The organism is Novosphingobium resinovorum (genome assembly GCF_036352595.1).
Taxonomy (GTDB): domain Bacteria; phylum Pseudomonadota; class Alphaproteobacteria; order Sphingomonadales; family Sphingomonadaceae; genus Novosphingobium; species Novosphingobium resinovorum_B.
In genome coordinates, this window is the sequence record NZ_JAZFAX010000022.1 from 1 (window position 1) to 18,712 (window position 18,712).

At 66.4% G+C, this 18,712-nt stretch carries 17 protein-coding genes; 4 read left to right on the plus strand and 13 right to left on the minus strand.

Annotated features, from left to right (window positions below):
- Positions 1-371: 371 nt before the first annotated feature.
- Positions 372-1,724 (plus strand): aldehyde dehydrogenase family protein, encoded by a 1,353-nt coding sequence (locus V2S85_RS18485; protein WP_330704376.1) that lies wholly within the window; start codon positions 372-374, stop codon positions 1,722-1,724.
- Positions 1,725-1,732: 8 nt separating this feature from the next.
- The gene (locus V2S85_RS18490) at positions 1,733-1,858 is read left to right on the plus strand and encodes a hypothetical protein (RefSeq protein ID WP_330704316.1); all 126 of its coding nucleotides are present in this window, start codon (positions 1,733-1,735) and stop codon (positions 1,856-1,858) included.
- A 253-nt stretch (positions 1,859-2,111) separates the two neighbouring features.
- On the opposite strand, the gene V2S85_RS18495 is transcribed toward V2S85_RS18490, so the two are convergent.
- From V2S85_RS18495 to V2S85_RS18555, 13 genes are all read right to left on the minus strand, one after another.
- On the minus strand, positions 2,112-2,450 hold the full coding sequence (locus V2S85_RS18495; protein ID WP_330704317.1) for a UrcA family protein: 339 nt from the start codon (positions 2,448-2,450) through the stop codon (positions 2,112-2,114).
- 114 nt (positions 2,451-2,564) lie between these two features.
- The gene (locus V2S85_RS18500) at positions 2,565-2,993 is read right to left on the minus strand and encodes a hypothetical protein (RefSeq protein ID WP_330704318.1); all 429 of its coding nucleotides are present in this window, start codon (positions 2,991-2,993) and stop codon (positions 2,565-2,567) included.
- Positions 2,994-3,253: 260 nt separating this feature from the next.
- The gene (locus tag V2S85_RS18505; RefSeq protein WP_330704319.1) at positions 3,254-4,192 is read right to left on the minus strand and encodes a LysR family transcriptional regulator; all 939 of its coding nucleotides are present in this window, start codon (positions 4,190-4,192) and stop codon (positions 3,254-3,256) included.
- A gap of 118 nt (positions 4,193-4,310) precedes the next feature.
- Complete coding sequence (locus tag V2S85_RS18510; protein ID WP_330704320.1) at positions 4,311-5,264, minus strand: YncE family protein; 954 nt, start codon at positions 5,262-5,264, stop codon at positions 4,311-4,313.
- 195 nt (positions 5,265-5,459) lie between these two features.
- Positions 5,460-7,220 (minus strand): allophanate hydrolase, encoded by a 1,761-nt coding sequence (atzF, locus tag V2S85_RS18515; protein ID WP_330704321.1) that lies wholly within the window; start codon positions 7,218-7,220, stop codon positions 5,460-5,462.
- Positions 7,217-10,825, minus strand: a complete 3,609-nt coding sequence (gene uca / locus V2S85_RS18520) for an urea carboxylase (RefSeq protein ID WP_330704322.1) — start codon at positions 10,823-10,825, stop codon at positions 7,217-7,219. The genes atzF and uca overlap by 4 nt, the downstream gene beginning before the upstream one ends.
- Positions 10,822-11,457 (minus strand): urea amidolyase associated protein UAAP2, encoded by a 636-nt coding sequence (locus tag V2S85_RS18525; RefSeq protein WP_211151585.1) that lies wholly within the window; start codon positions 11,455-11,457, stop codon positions 10,822-10,824. The genes uca and V2S85_RS18525 overlap by 4 nt, the downstream gene beginning before the upstream one ends.
- 17 nt (positions 11,458-11,474) lie before the next feature.
- Positions 11,475-12,299, minus strand: a complete 825-nt coding sequence (locus tag V2S85_RS18530; RefSeq protein ID WP_330704323.1) for an urea amidolyase associated protein UAAP1 — start codon at positions 12,297-12,299, stop codon at positions 11,475-11,477.
- Positions 12,296-12,775 carry a CopG family ribbon-helix-helix protein gene (locus V2S85_RS18535; protein ID WP_197524482.1) on the minus strand — a complete coding sequence of 160 codons (480 nt, stop codon included), beginning with the start codon at positions 12,773-12,775 and terminating at the stop codon, positions 12,296-12,298. Before V2S85_RS18535 ends, V2S85_RS18530 begins: the two co-directional genes overlap by 4 nt.
- 177 nt (positions 12,776-12,952) lie before the next feature.
- Positions 12,953-13,717: an ATP-binding cassette domain-containing protein gene (locus V2S85_RS18540; RefSeq protein ID WP_330704324.1), complete on the minus strand. Its 765-nt coding sequence runs from the start codon at positions 13,715-13,717 to the stop codon at positions 12,953-12,955.
- The gene (locus V2S85_RS18545; RefSeq protein WP_330704325.1) at positions 13,714-14,529 is read right to left on the minus strand and encodes an ABC transporter permease; all 816 of its coding nucleotides are present in this window, start codon (positions 14,527-14,529) and stop codon (positions 13,714-13,716) included. Before V2S85_RS18545 ends, V2S85_RS18540 begins: the two co-directional genes overlap by 4 nt.
- Positions 14,530-14,604: 75 nt before the next feature.
- Positions 14,605-15,693 carry a putative urea ABC transporter substrate-binding protein gene (locus V2S85_RS18550; RefSeq protein ID WP_330704326.1) on the minus strand — a complete coding sequence of 363 codons (1,089 nt, stop codon included), beginning with the start codon at positions 15,691-15,693 and terminating at the stop codon, positions 14,605-14,607.
- Between the two features lie 126 nt (positions 15,694-15,819).
- Positions 15,820-16,305, minus strand: a complete 486-nt coding sequence (locus V2S85_RS18555) for a CopG family ribbon-helix-helix protein (RefSeq protein WP_419198217.1) — start codon at positions 16,303-16,305, stop codon at positions 15,820-15,822.
- A gap of 225 nt (positions 16,306-16,530) precedes the next feature.
- Here V2S85_RS18555 and V2S85_RS18560 point away from each other — a divergent pair, with 225 nt between their 5' ends.
- Positions 16,531-17,616 (plus strand): MBL fold metallo-hydrolase, encoded by a 1,086-nt coding sequence (locus V2S85_RS18560; RefSeq protein WP_330704328.1) that lies wholly within the window; start codon positions 16,531-16,533, stop codon positions 17,614-17,616.
- Between the two features lie 17 nt (positions 17,617-17,633).
- Complete coding sequence (locus V2S85_RS18565) at positions 17,634-18,647, plus strand: MBL fold metallo-hydrolase (RefSeq protein ID WP_330704329.1); 1,014 nt, start codon at positions 17,634-17,636, stop codon at positions 18,645-18,647.
- Positions 18,648-18,712: the final 65 nt, after the last annotated feature.

Below are 18,712 nucleotides of genomic sequence, written 5' to 3' on the forward strand. Positions count from 1 at the left end.
AAGCGTCCCTCGCTCTTGCGACCGGGGGAACTAGCTGTCCGTCTGTGTTGGCGACCGTAGCAGAAGCGTGCTCCGCTGCGGTGAAGCGGCCTCTAAGGGGGGCTTCTGATTCGGTCAACACCGTTTTTGAAAAAATCTCAAATCACCGCCCAAAAGGCTAACCCCGCCATCCCCTGCGATGAAATGCGGACTGGAGGCGGCCCGCGCGACCTTCTACGGTCGGGCTTCGCCCACACGCATGGCACCTGCATCACGGATTTCCGCCGAATCGTATCAACCCTGCACGATCATTCGGCCCTGCTCGGAAAGGAACCCCTTCCTTGAACTACAAGCTTCTGATCGACGGGAGCCTCGTCGATGGCGCCGCACGCATGGACGTCGTCAATCCCGCGTCCGGCGTGACCTTCGCCACCGCCCCGCGTGCCGATGCAGGCCAAGCGGAACAAGCCATCGCATCCGCCCGGCGAGCATTCCCGGACTGGGCCGCGCTCGGCTTTCCCGCCCGGCGCCGGTACATAAGGGATTTCGCCGATGCCATGCGCAGCCGCAGCGACGATCTCGCGCGCCTCTTGACCATGGAGCAAGGCAAGCCCCTGCATGAAGCGAGGCAGGAAGTCGCTGGCGCCATTGCCGCTATCGACCATTACGCCGATCTGGAACTCGTGCCCCGCGTGCTGCGCGAGACCACCAACGAACGAATCATCGAACAGCGCTATCCGCTGGGTGTCGTCGCTGCGATCACCCCTTGGAATTATCCGCTGCTGCTGCTGATGGTGAAGCTGGCCCCCGCACTCGTGACCGGCAACGCGGTGATCGCCAAGCCCGCACCGACCACCCCGCTCACGACGCTGCTGCTCGGGGAGATCGCCGCCGACATCCTCCCCGCCGGCGTATTCCAGACGCTGACCGATCGGAACGATCTGGGCGAACTGCTGAGCCGCCATCCCGGAGTCGCGCATGTCAGCTTCACCGGCTCGACCCCCACCGGCAAGAAAGTGCTGGGCAGCGCCGCCGGAACTCTCAAGCGCTTCACGCTCGAACTGGGGGGCAACGATGCGGCGCTCATTCTCGACGATGCCGACATCGTCAGCGTCGCACCGCGCATCTTCGCCGGTGCAACCGCGAATGCGGGCCAGATCTGCCTCGCGATCAAGCGGGTCTATGCGCCTCGCTCGATGATCGACACACTCTGTGCCGAACTTGCCAGGCTGGCAGGCGAAGCCGTGGTCGGCGACGGGATGGATACCGCCACGACCATCGGTCCGATCCAGAATCGGGAGCAGTTCGCGAAAGTCCAGGCGTTCATCGAAGAGGCCCGCAAGCACGGCTCGATCGTGGCTGGAGGCGAGGCGCTGCCTGGGCCCGGCTACTTCATCGCCCCGACCATCGTGCGCGGGCTCTCCGACAATGCCCGCCTCGTCCGCGAGGAGCAATTCGGCCCAGTGCTGCCCGTGCTGGCCTATGACGACCTCGACGAGGCGATCGCGCGCATCAACGACAGCGAATACGGGCTCGGCGGCTCGGTCTGGAGCGCCGACGTGGAACGGGGAATTGCCGTGGCATCGAGGATCGAGAGCGGCACGGTCTGGGTCAACAAGCATCTCGAACTGCCATTCGACGTGCCGTTCGGAGGCGCCAAGCAATCGGGCATCGGCCGACAGCAGGGGATCGAGGGCATGGAGGATTTCACCCAGCCCCGGATCATCAATGTCGCACTCGCGTGATGCCGGCCATGGCACAAGCGAGCGAGCCTTGGCCCGAATGCCTCGGCCATACCAGCTACTTGACCGCGCTGGCCGCGACGCGCAGCTACGAGAATCTGATCGCGGGAATTTCCCGCTGCTTCTGGGCCTATTAGGAGGTGGGCTGTGTCATCGCCCCCCCCGAGGCGCCAATCCCAGCCGCCTAGTTGTTTAGTCCCGTCATTCGGCGAGGCAGCTGGCCGACTCCGCGCACTGGTCGATGCAGCCGCAGCTGATGCGACGGCATCGACACGCGCCGCCATGGCCCGCGCGTTCAGCAACGCCACGCGCTATGAGTGGACGTTCTGGAACTCCGCCTGGGCGATCTGAGCGCCAGGGAAGCCCGGCTCGCAAGGCCGGGCATTCCGATCAGCGAGCGAGCGCCAGTTGCGGCCGGGCCTTGTCCGAAGCCATCGCCATGCGGCCTTCGATGCGCGTGCGGATATCCGCCATCACTTCTGCCCGGCATTCGCGCCCACGCTGTTCAAGAGCGAGATGCACGCCGGCCAGACGTTCGCCGCAAACTGCGCGCGCCGCCTGATCCATGCGGATGGCCATGCGCTGCTGACCATCAACGCTGGCAAGGTCCAAACCATCGAGACGCACGATGGCGCGATCCTGCGCAAAAGGATTTTCGGCAGCCGTAGCGGAACCTGCAACGGTGACGGCGAGAATCGTCGCACTAAAGGCCATGAGACCGAGTTTCATCATCTTCTCCTGGGACACATGTCGAGGATCGCTCTGGCGGCGACCGCTTCGTGCATAGCGTTGTGCGGAGACATTGACAATCGAACGATCCCGGCGCCAAACTGGGACTTCGGGCTATCTCACGCCGATTTCCAGCGATGCGAGATCGGTCACGTGACCCAGCAGCCCGATCGGAAGGCGGACACGCCGTGTCGCCTGCACATCGGAGCGCGAATCCAGTACCGTCACTTCGATCGTGCGCGCGACCGGCATCGACCATGCGCGTACGATCCCGAGCGGGAGCCGCACGCGCCAAGTTCGGCCGCCTGCGACGTCCACGTCATGACCATTGATGCGGACTGCCGATGCGGGATCGGCGCGGCGGCCCGATACGAGAAGGCAACTGTCCTGCCCGCAAGAGACCAGCCGGGTCGATGTTTCGGGAGCGGCCTCGACAGCGCAGGACAGGCACATCGAAAACGCGAGAACCATCACCGACAAGACGCTGCGCACCGCAACCTGCCCCTGACAATTTGCCAAGGCCCATCCCGAACGCCGCGTCATGGCCGCTGCCGCCGGGTAGTTTCACCCAAGGATCGCACGTTGCCGATGGCACCGGCCCGCGCTTCCATTCCCGCGAGGAGAAACCTCAGACCAGTCGCACCAGCCGCGGCCGCAACCCTGGCGGAGGGCCGATGCATCAGGAACTGGAGGCGCGAGTTCAAATTCATCTGCGATTTTCGCCTTGCTCGATGTCATCGAGACTGGGCGAGGTGGGATCATCGGGGCAGGCGGAAATTCGCGATGCAGGGCATAGACTGCAATTATGCCCTGTGCTGCGCGCGGATGCGCCGAAAGACCTCATCGATGAACAGTTGCGTGGCGGTATCGCGTGCCGGCTCGGCCCGAGCCAGCAGGTAGATTTCGTAGGATGGCTCGAGATCGGCGTACAGCAGGGGCCAGAGAACGCCACGTGCCACCTCGTCCCGCACCGCAGGCGTGGGCAGGAAGCCTATGCCGACCCCGCTGACGATAAGCCGCCGCGCCTCGTTGACGTCGTCGGCCAGGCCGGTCATCCGCGATCCCAGACCGTAGCGCCGACGCCAGTGCGTGATGGTCTCGATCTCGTCGTCGCCAGCGAGCACGAAACCCTCGCCCTTGAGTTCCCTTGGCTGGCCGATACGATAGCCGAACAGCGGATGGCTGCGGGCGCAGTAGAGTTGCTGCCGTTCGACGAACAGCGGTTCGTAGACCAGCCCGGCCCGCACGGCGCTGTCGTAGCCGATCCCCACCTCGACCTCGCCGTCCTCCAGCGCATCGAGAACCTGTCGCCACGGCGAGACGCGGATCTCGATGTGGATCTCGGGGTTGCGGCGGTGGAAGCTCGCGATCGCCTCGTCGAATTCGGCGGAAACGATGGCCGAGACGATCTGGATACGCACGGCGCCCTCGACCCGCTTCGCCGCCTGCGCAACCTGGTGCGGCATCAGCCGCGCCGATTCCAGCATGTCTTCGCATAGGGCCATCATCGCCTTGCCGGCAGCCGTCATCTCCACGCCGGTCGCCGAACGGTGCAACAGAACGGCACCGACATGCTCCTCAAGCCGCTTGAGCGCCGCACTGATGCTCGGCTGCTGCTTGTTGAGCTGCCTGGCGGCCGCGCCGATGCCCCCGGCCCGGACGATATCGACGAACGTGCGCAACAGGTTCCAATCGACGCGCCTGGCGAACTTCTTGTCGATCAACGGCTGTTGTTCGCTCATGCCTCGCATTCCTTCGGCGATCTCGGTCGGGCTCTGGTTTCACCCCATAGTTCTGATTGATGGAATATTACCGGAAGTGGAGATTTCCTATTATGACTTCGGCAGCTTGGCAACGCAGCTAATCGCCCGGCTGGCTGCGCAGCGTCGCCTTCGGCCACCATGTCAGCGTGTGCTCGTCATGCGCGGAGGTCCACAATCCCTTGCGGGTCCAGCGCAGCGCGCCGCTGCCGGCCGCCTTGCCCTTGCGCGCGGCGACCGTCATCGTTTTCGGGTCGATCACCGCGAAGACCTGGTCGTCGGTGGTGCGCAGCCAGACTTTGCCCGCGCCGGTATCGATGTCGCCCCACTTGAGGTTGTCGCCGACCTTGATGCGGCCTGCCAGCGCGTTGGTCGCGGGGTCGATCCGTGCGAGGGTTCCCTCGCCCTGCTCCTGCACCCAGACGCCGCCCTCGCCCGCCGCGAGGAAGCCGGGCTCCTTGCCGAGCGGGATCTTCGCGGTGACGGTGTTGGTGGCGGTGTCGATGCGCTGGAGCGACTGCTTCGTAGCGCTCACCGCCCAGACCGCGCCGAAGCCATAGGTCAGATACCACGTACCCGGATCGACCGGGACCGACGCGATGACGGCATTGGTCGCCGGATCGATGCGGGCGACGAGGCCCTTTTCATTGTCGCTGGCGACCCAGACCGAGCCGTCGCCCGCGACCACGTTGAGTTCGCCGCTCGAGGCGATGCCGGTGGGGATGGTGGCGACGATCTTCGCGGTCTTCACGTCGATGCGCTTGACCGCCTTCTCCTCACAGTCCGCCACCCACAGCGAGCCAGCCGTGATCGCCATCGCGCCGCAGGGGTGCGCCATCGCGACTTCGGCGAGCTTGCCGCCCTTACCGCCGGCGCGGGACCACTGCTCGACCCGGCCCTTGTTGGTGGCCCAGACGGTCTTGCCGTCCACGGCGAGGAAATCCGCGAAGCCGGGGACGTGGATGACCTCGGGCTCCCCTGAAGCCGCCTTCGCCTGCGCGAGGGCGGGAAACGCCGCCGTGGCAGCCAGAAGCATCAGACCGAACTTGCGCATGGATTTGCCCTCTCACTATGGAAATGTCGCATTGGCCTTGGACGACACCGCTATGGCCACGGCGGAAACATCAACCTCATCTCGTCATTGCGAGCGCAGCGAAGCAATCCAGGGCAGTTTCAAGCCGCCCTGGATTGCTTCGCTGCGCTCGCAATGACGATGTATGGGAGGCGTCACTTTGGCCTGCCCTCTCGCTCAGCCCTTGCTCGCGATGAATGCGCGCCAGCCGCCCAGATGCGTGATGTCCTCAGCGCCGGTCAGCGCGCGCGGTTCGGAGACGAAGCCCTTGACCGTGGTGCCGTCCGCCAGCGTCACATTGCCGATGGCGAGCGGCGCGGGGACATCGACGGTGAAGCTGCCGAACTCGGCGACGCCCAGTTCGTAGACCTCGACCTTGATCGCGGCGCCCGCTTCGTCATGCACCAGCGCGGGCTTGGGCGGCACGCTGTCGGCGATGGCGTAGAGCTTGTAGGTGGGCGCGGTCTCGAAGGCGCCGACGAACTCGGCATCGCGGCTGGTCAGCTGCCAGTGCAGCGGCATGTCTTTGAGATGGGCGCCGACAACGGCGAGCTTCACGGTTTGCATCTTTCCCTCCAGATCGAGTGGCGGCGGCGCGGGCAAGTCCGCGACGGCAAGGTAGGCGTCGGCCGCGTCCAGCAGGGCGCGGTCGGTGTCGGCCGGGCCGATCAGGGTGATCCCGAAGCCGGTGGCATTGGCGCGGATGCCGGCGGGAACGGCCAGCGCGGCCATGTCCAGCAGGTTCACGAAATTGGTGTAGAGCCCCAGGTTGCTGTTGAGCGCGATGGGCGCGGCCAGCATCTCGGAAACGCGGTAGGTGGTGCCGGTGGTGGGGAAGGCCATCATGTCGATGTCCGTCCACAGGAGGTCGGCGTGGCGCTTGAGGTCGGCCATGCGGTAGATGCCGTTGAACAGCTCGACCGCGCTCGTGGCCTTGCCGGGCTCGACCACTGCACGCACGGTGGGATCGACCGCGAGCGGGTTGGCGGCGAGGATGCCCTCCATGGCAGCGGTCCGCTCGGCCACCCATGGGCCGCCGTAGAGCAGCTGTGCGGCTTCGAGCAGCGGGGCAAGGTCGATCTCGACGAGTTCGCCCAGCGTCGCCAGCTTGGCGAGCGCCTTGTCGTAGAGGTATTCGGACTCGCCATCGCCGAAGAACACCCGCTGTTCGCGGCGCGGCACACCGATGCGCCTCACGGCGAGAGGCTGGTCCGCGAGCGGCTTGGAGTAGGGATCGGCCACATCGAAGGCGGCGACCACGCCGTCCACCAGCCGGGCATCGGCGGTGTCGTCGGTGAAGACGGTGATGCAGTCGATGGTGCGGCAGGCCGGGACGAGGCCGCGCGTGGACCAGCGGCCCTTGGTGGGCTTCATGCCGATCAGGTGGTTGAACGCGGCAGGCACGCGGCCCGATCCGGCGGTGTCGGTGCCCAGCGAAAAGGCCACCAGCCCCGCCGCCACCGCGACCGAGGAGCCGGAGCTGGACCCGCCGCTGACGTAGTTCAGGTTCGAGGCATTGCGCGGTATGCCGTAAGGGCTGCGCGATCCGTTGAGGCCGGTGGCGAACTGGTCGAGGTTGGTCTTGCCCACGCAGATCGCACCCGCCGCCAGCAGGCGTTCGATGACGCCCGCGTCGTCCTCGGGCTCGTAGGCGAAGGCGGGACAGGCCGCCGTCGTCTCGAACCCGGCGACGTCGATGTTGTCCTTTACCGCGAAGGGCACGCCTGCCAGCGGCAGATCCTCGCCCGCCGCGACGCGGGCGTCCACGGCGGCGGCGGCGTCCAGCAGTTCGCTGCGGGTGGCACGGCTGATCCAGATCTGGGGCTGGACGGCATTGTAGGTCTCGACGCGGGCGAAGGTGTCCTCGGCCACGGCGACGGCGGTTGTCTCACCGGCCCTGACGGCGGCGGCGATACGGGTGGCGCTCAAACGGGTCATGCATGTTTCCTCAGGGCGAGCATCGGGGCGCCGGGCTGCAGCGACTGGCCTTCGCGCATGTAGAGCGCCGAGACCGTGCCGCTGCCCGGGCTTTCCACCGCGCATTCCATCTTCATCGCTTCAAGGACCGCGATCTTGTCTCCCGCCGCGACGGTATCGCCCGGCTGCACCAGAAGGCGGGTGACGCTGCCGCCGTAAGGCGCCTCGACCAAGTCGGAGCCCTCGGGCAGTTCGATCGCCTCTTCGGCGGGCAGGTCCGCATCGGCGAGATCGGCGGCGTGGTCGAATTCGCCGAGGCGCTCCCACTCGGCGCGTTCCTCGTCGAAGGCGGCCTTGCGGCGCTGTTCGAACTCGGCGATCCCGGCGGCGTTCTCGGCCAGGTAAGCGCGGTAGTCGGCGAGGCGGAATTCGCTCGGCTCGATCCTGAGCGCGCGGCGACCGGCAGGGAATTCGCGGCGCCAGTCGGCCAGTTCCTCCGCGCTGACGGGATAAAAGCGGATCTGGTCGAAGAAGCGCAGCAGCCAGGGCTTGCCTTCGGTGAAGGCTTCCGTCTGGCGATAGGTGTTCCAGACCTGCACGGTGCGCCCGAACAGCTGGTAGCCGCCCGGCCCTTCCATGCCGTAGATGCACATGTAGGCGCCGCCGATGCCCACGACGTTGGGCGGCGTCCAGGTGCGCGCGGGGTTGTACTTGGTGGTGACGAGACGGTGGCGCGGGTCCACCGGCGTCGCCACGGGCGCGCCGAGGTAGACGTCGCCCAGCCCCATGACGAGGTAGTTCGCCTCGAAGATCAGGTTCTCCACCGCAGCCTGATCGGGCAGACCGTTGATGCGGCGGATGAACTCGATGTTGTCCGGGCACCAGGGCGCATCGTCGCGCACGGTGGCCATGTACTTCTCGATCGTCTCGACGATAGCCGGATCGCGCCAGCTGAGCGGCAGGTGGACCACGCGCGAGGGGATCGTGAAGTCCTCGAGGTCGCCAAGCCGCTCCTCGGCGGCGATCAGCATGGCGAGCGCCGCCTTCTGGTCCATCTCTGCGCCGTCAAAGTGCAGCTGGAGCGAGCGGATGCCGGGCACGATGTCGATGATGCCGGGCGCGGCGAGGCGTTCCAGCTCGGTCATCAGCGCGTGGACGCGGATGCGCAGCTCGATGTCGAGCACGATCGGGCCGTATTCCACGAGGATGTTGCGGTCGCCCTGCTGGCGATAGACCGTGCGGGGACGGCCCGGGCCCCCAGAATTCTCGGCCGGAATTTCCGCGAGGATCGGCGTGAGGGTCTCCACGCCGCGCGCCGGGGTGGTTTCCGGCACCGCGCCGGTCGCCACGAAGGTGCGCTGGGCAGCGTCGGCGGCTGCGGCGTCCTCGATGGCTACAGGGGCGAAGCGCAGCTTGTCGCCGGGAGCGAGCTGGCCGATCTTCCAGCGGTCCGCCGCGATCACCACGAAGGGGCACACGAACCCGCCGAGCGACGGCCCATCGAGGCCGAGGATGATCGGCATGTCACCGGTGAAGTCCACCGCGCCGATGGCGTAGGGGTTGTCGTGGATGTTGGAGGGGTGCAGGCCCGCCTCGCCGCCGTCGGTGCGCGCCCAGCGGGGCTTGGGGCCGATCAGGCGCACGCCGGTGCGGTTGGAGTTGTAGTGAATCTTCCACTCGGCATTGATGACCATTTCCACGTCTTCGGGCGTGAAGAAGTCCGGCGCGCCGTGCGGGCCGTAGAGGACGCGCAGGGTCCATTCGTTGCCGATTGCGGGCAACGTGACGGCGGGCAAGGCTGCCTCGGTCGGGTCGGAGCCGAGGTGGATCGTGTCGCCCGCCAGCAGACGGCGCGCGGCATGGCCGCCGAACTGGCCAAGCTCGAAAGTGGCGCGGCTGTCGAGGTAGGGCGCGATGTCGAGCCCGCCCGCGATCAGGATGTAGCCCCGGAAACCGCCGGAGGAGGCGCGGCCCATCGCCAGCGTCTGGCCCGCCGCAATGTCGATGGGAACGCCGCGCTCCACCGGCACGCCGTCCAGCGTCGCGCCGAAGTCGGCGCCGGTCAGGCAGATGCGCGCGTCGGAGACGAAGGCCAGCGTCGGGCCGGTGACGGTGGCTTCGAGGCCCACCGTGCCCTCCGGATTGCCGAGCAGCCGGTTGCCGAGGCGGAACGACTGGTCGTCCATCGGTCCGGAAGGCGGCACGCCCACGGCCCACAAGTGCTGGCGGCCGGGCCAGTCCTGCACGGTCGTCGCGGTGCCGCCGCTGACGACGCGGAACGCGCGCGGGGTGAAGACCACGCCGTCGAGCACTTTGGTCGAGACTTCGCCGCTGGTGAAGGCCGGGGTGCGCACCACGTCGCGCAGCCAGCGCACGTTGGTCTCGATGCCGTCCACGCGGGTCGCGTTGATCGCGCGCCGGGCGGCTTCCACCGCTTCCTCGCGCGAGGGCGCGTGGACGATCAGCTTGGCCAGCATCGGGTCGTACCACGCGCTGACGGTGCTGCCCGCCGAGCACCATGTCTCGACGCGGATGTCCTCGGGGAATTCCAGCGCGGTCAGCGTGCCCGAAGTCGGGCGGTAATCGAGCGAAGGGTCTTCCGCGTAGAGACGCATCTGCACCGAATGGCCCGTCATCGTCGGCGCGGGCGCATCGAGGAAGGCGAAATCGCCCGCCGCGCCGCGGATCATCCATTCGACGAGGTCGATGCCCATCACCATTTCGGTGACGCCATGCTCCACCTGCAGCCGGGTGTTCATTTCGAGGAAGAAGAACTCGGCGCGGTCGGCGTCGTAGAGGAACTCCACGGTGCCTGCAGAGCGGTACTTGGCAGCCTCGCCCAGACGCACGGCGGCGGCGTAGAGCGCGGTGCGCACCGCATCCGGCAGCAAGGGCGCGGGCGCTTCCTCGACGACCTTCTGGTTGCGGCGCTGGAGCGAGCAGTCGCGCTCGCCCAGAGCCATGACGCGGCCCTCGCCGTCACCGAACAGCTGCACCTCGATGTGGCGCGCGCGGCCGATGTAGCGTTCGAGGAAGACCCCGGCGTCGCCGAAGTTGCTCTGCCCCTGCCGCTTCACGGTGGCGAAACCGTCGCGCAGCTGCGCCTCGTCGGTACAGACGCGCATGCCGATGCCGCCGCCGCCCGCCGTCGCCTTGAGCATGACCGGGTAGCCGATCGCGGCGGCGGCGCTGACCGCCTCTTCCTCGTCGGTCAGCAGGTCGGTGCCGGGCGCCAGCGGCACGTCGTGCGCGGCGGCGAGCGCGCGGGCGCTGTGCTTGAGGCCGAAGGTGCGGATGTTGTCGGTGGTCGGGCCGACGAAGACGATGCCTTGCGCCGCGCAGGCCTCGGCGAACTCGACGTTCTCGGCCAGGAAGCCGTAGCCGGGGTGGATCGCCCCTGCCCCGGTCTTCTTCGCGGCGGCGATGATGGCGGGAATGTTGAGGTAGCTTTCCGAAGCCTTCGCCCCGCCGATGAACACGGCCTCGTCGGCTTCGGATACGTGGTTGGAGTTCTCGTCCGCCTCGGAATAGACCGCGACGGATTTCAGGCCCATGCCGCGCAGCGTGCGGATGATGCGGGTGGCGATCGCGCCCCGGTTCGCGATCAGGACGGTGTCGAAGCTCATGCGGTGACGATCATCCGGACTGGAGTGGGGTTGAAGCCGTTGCAGGGGTTGTTGACCTGCGGGCAGTTGGAGACGACGACGATCACGTCCATCTCCGCCCGCAGGTCCACGGTCAGGCCCGGCGCGGATATTCCGTCGACGATGCCCAGCGACCCGTCGGGTTCGACAGGAACGTTCATGAAGAAGTTGATGTTGGAGACGATGTCCCGCTTGCCGCGCCCTTCGAGAAGGTTGGCCTCCAGGAAGTTCTCGACGCAGGCGTGTTCGGACTTCGTGTGATGACCGTAGCGCAAGGTATTGGATTCGCACGAGCACGCACCGCCGATGGTGTCGTGGTAATCGACCGAGGTGGCGGCGATGGTCATCAGCGCATTGCCCTCGTTCGACAGCAGCTTCGTGCCTTCGCGCAGGAACAGGTTGCCCTGCGCCGCGACGGTGTCCTGCGCGGAATAGCGCTCGGCATCGTCGGCGGCGGAATAGAGCAGGAAGTCGACGGCCTGATTGCCTTCGAGGTCGACGATACGCAGTGTTTGCCCGGCCTTGACGTGATGCAGCCAGGGCGCGCGAGCGGGGACGACGACGTCGTGGAGAACGGTGCCGGTGAGGCCGGACATGTGAGGATCGGTGCTCATGATCGCGTGTCCCTTGTTCAGCGGCGGAAGTAGTCTTCGACGTTTTCGAAGGCGCGCAGGCCTTCGGGCGTTGCGAGGCGGATGGAGTCGTCCTCGCCCGTCACCGCGCCGCGCCATGCCGAGGCGCGCAGCGGCGTCACGGTGTATTCGGGGCGCGGATCGAGGACGTGGGGGACGTTGGCGATCACCACGATCACGTCCATCTCGGCACGCAGGATCACGGTGCGGCCGGGCTCGAACGGGCCTACCTCGGGCGTGATCGCGCCGTCCGCCTCGATCCGCGCGCCCTTGAACAGGGTGACGCAGGGATGGACATCACGGCGGCCGAGGCCGTGCTTGGCGGCGCCTAGCAGGAAGCGGTCGCGGCCGCTCGGGAAGGCACCGGAGTTGCGGCCCTCGCCGTACTTCGCAAGGTTCGTCGCGGGGTTGGAGGTGCCGCAGAAGGTATCGTGCGTGCCGGCGTCGTCAGCGACGATGCTCATCATCACGCGGCCCATGTCGGAGAGCAGCAGCTTGCCTTCGCCGAGATAGGCGTTCCACTGGACCTTCACCGTGTCCGCCACGTTGAGGCGCTCGGTCGGCATCTCGGCGTTGAACAGCAGGACCGAGGCGCAGGCGTCGCCCTTCCCGTCGATCAGCCGCAGCCGGCTCCCGCGCGTCAGCCGCCGCGTGGCGTAGCCGCCCGCCGCGATGGTTTCCTCCCATACGAGGTCGGCGGCATCGACGCCCTCGGGCAGATCGCCCGCCACGGGAGGCAGCACCGGCATGCTCTCGACCACGGTGCCGCCCTGGGCACGCGCATGGTCTCGGGCTGCGAGCGGATCGGCCAATGTTTCGGTCATGAATGCGCTCCGATATTCTTGAAGTCGTCTCCGCTCTGGTCGTAGAGCGGCGGCAGGAGGGCGGTGGTGGTGACCAGCTCAAGCTGCTGCACCCCGCGCACCCGGCGGATGGCGTCGCACAGTTCCTTCAGCCGCACGGCCGGACCCTGCACGAGAAGAACTTCGAGGGACTGGTCGTCCTCCAGCACGACATGCTGCGAGGAGATCACTTCCTTCAGGTAACTGGCCTGCGTCTGGGAGAGCTGGTGCCGCACGCGGCCCCGCTCACTGCGGTAGACGAGGGTGATGGTGCCCGCGAGCATCTCCTCGGGCCGCATCAGCGAACCGTGCTCGGCCAGAGCATGGCGGATCAGTTCGGCGATGAGCTGGGAGCGGGAAGGCAGGCCGCGTTCCGCCACCATCATGTCGAGCTGTCTGAAGAGGTCTGCCGGAAGGCTCATGCTGAGCCGAGCCAGGCTTGCGGAGTCTGTGCCCATGCCCATTCTCTTTTCAGTTATTACGATTTACGTCAATCGTAATATTTAAACTAATTGCATTCTTTCTTTTCCGCCATCCCCGCGAAGGTGGGGACCCATCTGATGACTGTGCAACAGGCACCTTCAGGAGATGGATTCCCGCCTTCGCGGGAATGACGGAAAAGGGGGTAGACGCGATCACCCGGCAGTCTCCTCTTCCGTCTCTTCCGTCTCTTCCGCCCGCTCGCGCATCGGCAGGTCGTAGACGACCGTGGCTCCAAAGCGGTGCGGCGCGTGCGGATCGTGGCGGCGCTTGTCGAGTGCAAGGACGCGCGTGCCCAGCGAGAATGCCTCGCGAATGTCGTGCGTCACCATCACGATCGTCAGCGAATACTTGCGCCACAGATTGCGGATGAGCGCGTGCATGTCGGCACGAATACCGGGGTCGAGCGCGCCGAACGGCTCATCGAGCAGCAGGATGCGCGGCCGCTTGACCAGCGCCTGCGCGATGGCAAGGCGCTGCTGCATGCCGCCCGACATCTGCGCGGGGTAGAGATCGAGACTGTGGCCGAGGCCCACCGCCGTCAGCATCTCTGTCGCCTCCTCGACGGCGGCGCGGCGGGCGCTGCCGAACAGGCGGCCGAGCACGGGGGCCTTCTCGCATTCGAGCCCGAGGATCGTGTTGCGCAGTGCGGTCAGGTGCGGGAACACCGAATAACGCTGGAACACGACGCCGCGATCCGGCCCGCATTCGGGTTTGAGCGGCGTGTCGTCGAGGGTGATGACGCCTCGGCTCGGCCCTTCCTGCCCCAATATCAGGCGCAGGAAACTGCTCTTGCCCGCGCCGGATGGGCCGACGATGGAAACGAAGGCGCCTTCCTCGATGTCGAGGTTCAGCTTTTCGATGATGATCCGGTCGCCGTACTCGACCCAGACGTCGCGGAAGCTCAGGAGCGTGCTCAATGGCTTTCTCCATGTGCCCAGGGAAACAGCCGGTGGCTGAGGAAAGTGAGCGCCATATCCATCGCGATCGCCAGCAGCGCGATCCACCCGACATAAGGCAGGATCACGTCCATCGAGAGGTAGCGGCGCACGAGGAAGATGCGGTAGCCGAGCCCCACGTCCGACGCGATCGCCTCGGCCGAGATCAGGAACACCCAGGCCGGGCCGAGCGCGAGGCGGATGGCGTGAAGCAGGCGCGGCATGGCTTGCGGCAGGGCGACGCGGATCATCACCTGCCAGCTGTTGGCGCCCAGCGTCAGCGCCTTGATCACCTGCTCTCTGGGAAGCGCGGAGACGTGGGCGGCGATGTCGCGGATCATGACCGGCGCGATGCCGATGACGATCAGCGCGACCTTGGAGGTTTCGCCGAGGCCCAGCGCGATGAACAGGATCGGCAGGAGCGCGATCGGCGGGATGACCGCGATGCCGGTGACCAGTGGCCCGAAAGTGGCGCGCACCGGCGGCAGCACGCCGAGCGCAAGGCCCACCACCAGCGCCATCAGCGTCGAGATACCAAGGCCGATGCCAAGGCGCTGCAGGCTCGCCATGGTATCCGCCCAGAACACCAGCTGGCCGGTGAGCTGGTCGGGCACGAAAAGCAGCGCCGACATGCTTTCGGCCATGGAGCCTGGCAGCGGCAGGATCTTGTCGGCCGGGTTCACCGCATGGCGGCTCGCGGCCATGACGATGTAGACCAGCAGGAGCAGCAGGATCGGCACCGCGCCGAGAAGCACCCGCCCCCCTCGCCCGACCTGACGATTCACCCAGCGCATTGTCGTGATCCCACCTGTGGAGTGTTGTGTTTATCCCGCCTCACCACCGCGACCCTCGCGCAGTGACGGACGGTTCTATAGCTTGCCGTCGGCGGCCATCTTCATGAAGCTGTCGTCGAAGCGCAGCGTCACGCGCTGCGCATCGCCCAGCGTCTTGCCGCCGGGGAAGGACATGCCCACCGCGCCGGCCGAACTGGCGCCCTTGAACAGCCCCTTGGAGAAACTGAAATCGCGCACGCGGGTCATCGTGGTGACGAGCGCGGGCGCGTCGGTCGCGGCGACGGCAGCCTTGGCGTCGGAATAGAGGAAGGTCGTGCTGAGCTGGCTGTCGAACGATTCCGGCGTAGCACCCGCCAGCTTGGCCATGGCCGCGCGGGCGGCCTTGCCCTCGGCGTCCTGGCGCGTCATCAGCGCGGTCGTCTCGTACCAGATCCCCACCAGCGCCTTGCCGAGATTGGGGTTGGCCTTGAGCGTTGCGGTGTCGACGCAGAGCAGGTCGAGAATCTCTCCCGGAATGTCGGCCGAGCTGAACACCAGCTTCGCGCCCGGCTGCGCCTTCATCGCATTGAGTTGCGGGTTCCACGCCACCGCGACCTTGACGTCGGGGCTGGCGAAGGCGCCGACGATGTCGGCATCGCCGGTGTTGACCGTCTTCACGTCCCTGAGCTGCATGCCGACCGAGTTCAGTCCGCGCGCCAGCAGGTAGTGCGACACCGAAAGCTCGACCAAGTTGACCGACTGGCCCTTGATCGCCTTGAGGTCGCCGCCCTTCATCAGGATGCCGTCGTTGCCGTTGGAATAGTCACCGACGATGATCGCGCTGGTGTCCTTGCCGCCCGCCGCCGGGATCGTCAGCGCATCCATGTTGGCGACGGTGACGCCGTCCAGCTTGCCCGCCGTGTACTGGTTGACCGACTCGACGTAGTCGTTGACCTGGACGATGTTGATCTTGAGCCCGTACTTGTCGGCCCACTTCTTCACGATGCCGGCCTGCTGGGCATAGGGCCAGGGCATCCAGCCCGCGTAGATCGACCATCCGATGTTGAATTCGGTACGCTTGGGCGCTTCGCTCGGCGCCTGCGAGCAGGCGGCGGTGAGAAGTACTGCCGGCATCGCGGTGGCCATCAACGCGGCCTTGGCAATGCTGCGGATCGATACGATCATGACTCGGTCCCCTTTCGCAGTGCAACATTGCTGCGATTCGGGTCCTTGTCCATCGAAAATTATTACGGTGCGCGATTTTTGTAATACTTGCGCACGGTGCTGCGCTTGTGCATCATGCGCGGGTGCTCAGGCCGCCACTTCGTCCTTCGGCTGCGGCTTGTGCGGGCTTTCGGCAACTTTGGCGGCAACCTTCGCGGCGACTTCATCCTGCTCGTGCAGCGGCGGCAGCAGCGCGGTGGTGGTGACCAGCTGCAGTTGATGAACGCCGCGAATGGCGCGCAGCGCGTCGCACAGTTCCTTCAGCCGCTCGGCCGGGCCCTGCACCAGCAGGACTTCCATCGACTGGTCGTCCTCGAGGAAGACGTGCTGCGAGGAAATCACTTCCTTGAGGTACTCCGCCTGGCTCTGCGCCAGCTGGTGGCGCACCCGCCCCTTATCGCCCCGGTAGACCAGCGTGATCGTGCCCGCGAGCATCTCTTCCGGCCGGGTCAGAGCCTCGTGCTCGGCAAGGGCGTGGCGGATCAGTTCGGCGATCAGTTGCGAGCGCGAGGGCAGCCCGCGCTCCTCCACCATGGCATCCAGCTGGCGGAACAGGTCTGCGGGAAGGCTCATGGAGAGCCGGGCAAGACTGGCGGGATCGGTGCTCAAGCGGCGCCCTTTCTGGAACGACAAGACCCCTCCCCTATACCAACCTTGCCGCCGATGACAGCAGCAGTTGGCAGTGGAGTGATACTCCCATCGCACGAAAATAATACCGTTGTCACGTTTCGTAATATCGATAAGCTGACCCGTATCGAGGCGGTTCCGACCCGGCCGCAGCCAGTGTGGGGGCATTTCTTGGCACAGAGTCCTACCCGTACCACGGGGTTTTCCGGCAGTTCGCAGGCCGCCACCGGGCGCGCCTATCCCAACGGCAACCCGGCGCTGGGCTACAATCCGCCCGGCGTGCGTAATACCGACAGCGCCGTGCCGCTCCATCGCACCAAGACGGTCATGCACGACTATGCCTGCGACGGCCCGGCGGCGGGCAGCCTGTCGTTCCGCTGGACTTACGGCTCCAACGTCGCGGCGAAGAACCGCGACCCGCGCGTGCAGGTGGTGCAGTACAACGAGGATACCTTCGTGCTGCGGCAGAACGTGTGCGTCCACTGGGAGGCGCCGTTCACGTACCTGCTGTTCGGCAACAAGGGCGCGCTGCTGATCGACACCGGCGCCACCGCCAACGCCGCGCACTATCCCCTGCGCGAGACCGTTGACGCGATCATCGCGCGCTGGGCGAAGGCGCGAGGGCGCACGAAAGTGCCTCTGACCATCGCGCTCACGTCCGCCGAGGATATCGCGCAGAACCAGGGCCTCGTGCAGTTCGCCGACCGGCCGGATACCACCATCGTTCCCAAGCCGCTCGCGCTGATGCAGAAGGCTTACGGCATCGCTAACTGGCCTTCGGGCACCGGCAGGATCGACCTCGGCGACCGCGTGATCACGGTCGTCCCGACCCCCGGCACGCACAAGGACGGGGTCAGCTTCCATGACCCCTACTGCGACCTGCTGTTCACCGGCGACCTGCTGTTTCCCGGCAAGATCAACATCGGCAACGACACCGATTTCGTCGCCTCGCTGGAAAGGCTCAAGGCTTTCGCCGCCGCCAATTCGGTGAAGTGGCTGCTGGGCGGGCACGTCGAGATGATGTTCGTGCCGGGCAAGTATTACGCCCGCTTCACCACCTACAAGCCTTACGAGCGGGTGCTGGAAATGACGCCCGACCTGATCGACGACGCGCTGCAGCACGCGCGCGAGATCAAGGGCAAGGACATGATGCTGATCCGCCCGGACTTCGCGCTGTTCAACGGCGTCAGTCCCGACCAGCGTACTTCGGTCTGGCCGGAAGGCGTGCCGAACATCAACCCGCCCCGCCCGTTCTGAGTTAAGGAAACCGCACCGTGGATCGCCGCTCTTTCCTGACCTACAACGCCGCCATCGCCGCCGTGCCGCTGACCGGTGCCGCGCTGACCAGGCTGTCCGACGCCGCCTCCGCCGCGACACGCCCGCCGCCGATCGACTTCAAGGCCAACCTGCCCGCGACCGGCACTTTCCCGGACAAGTGGATCTGCGGCTCGTCGTCCTGCATGGACAACACCGATCCGCCGGTGCAGGTCCACTGGTACAACCCCCACACCGCGATCCTGCGCCAGAACAAGGCCTATAGCTACGAGGCACCGTTCGCGCCGCTCTACTTCGGCAACGACCGGGTTCTGCTGCTCGACGAGGGTTTCGTGCAGCTGCGCAACGACTGGGACCTGCGCGGCGTCGTCGACCAGTGCATCTACGAGTGGTGCGCCCGCAACGGCCGCGATCCGGCCAGCCTCGAACTGCTGGTGGCGTTCAGCCATCTCCACGCCGACCACTACGCCGCGACCAACCAGTTCGCCGACCGGCCGAACACCCGCTACATGGGCCTCACGCACGAAGAGATGGTCGGCTTCTGGGGCATGACCAACTTCCCCGAGGAGCGCGTGACCCTCGACCTCGGCGGGCGCGAGATCCTGATCTGGGGCTCGCCGGGCCACGTCGTCTCCGAGTTCGCGTACTACGACAGCTACACGCAGATCCTCTATACCGGGGACATGTTCTATCGCGGTCGCTGCTACATCAGCTTCTGGGAACCGTGGTATGACAGCATGAAGCGCCTGATCCAGTTCTGCGACACGCACCCCGTCACGCACGTCATGGGTTGCCACGTCGAGATCAGCAAGGACGGCGAGGACTACGCCTACGGCATGACGTACCAGCCCGACGAGGCGCCGGTACAGATGACCGTGCAGCAGCTGCGCGAAGCCTGGGCCTATGCGCAGAAGATCACCGAGCCCGGCATCTACTTCACCGGCACCGTCTTCCTGTGCAACCAGACGCGCGGGACGACGACGATCGACAAGAATCCCTATCGCTACACCTGAGATAACGACCCGCAGCATGCGGCCCATGCCTGTTATCGAAAACCGCCGAATCGCTTCGGAACGGA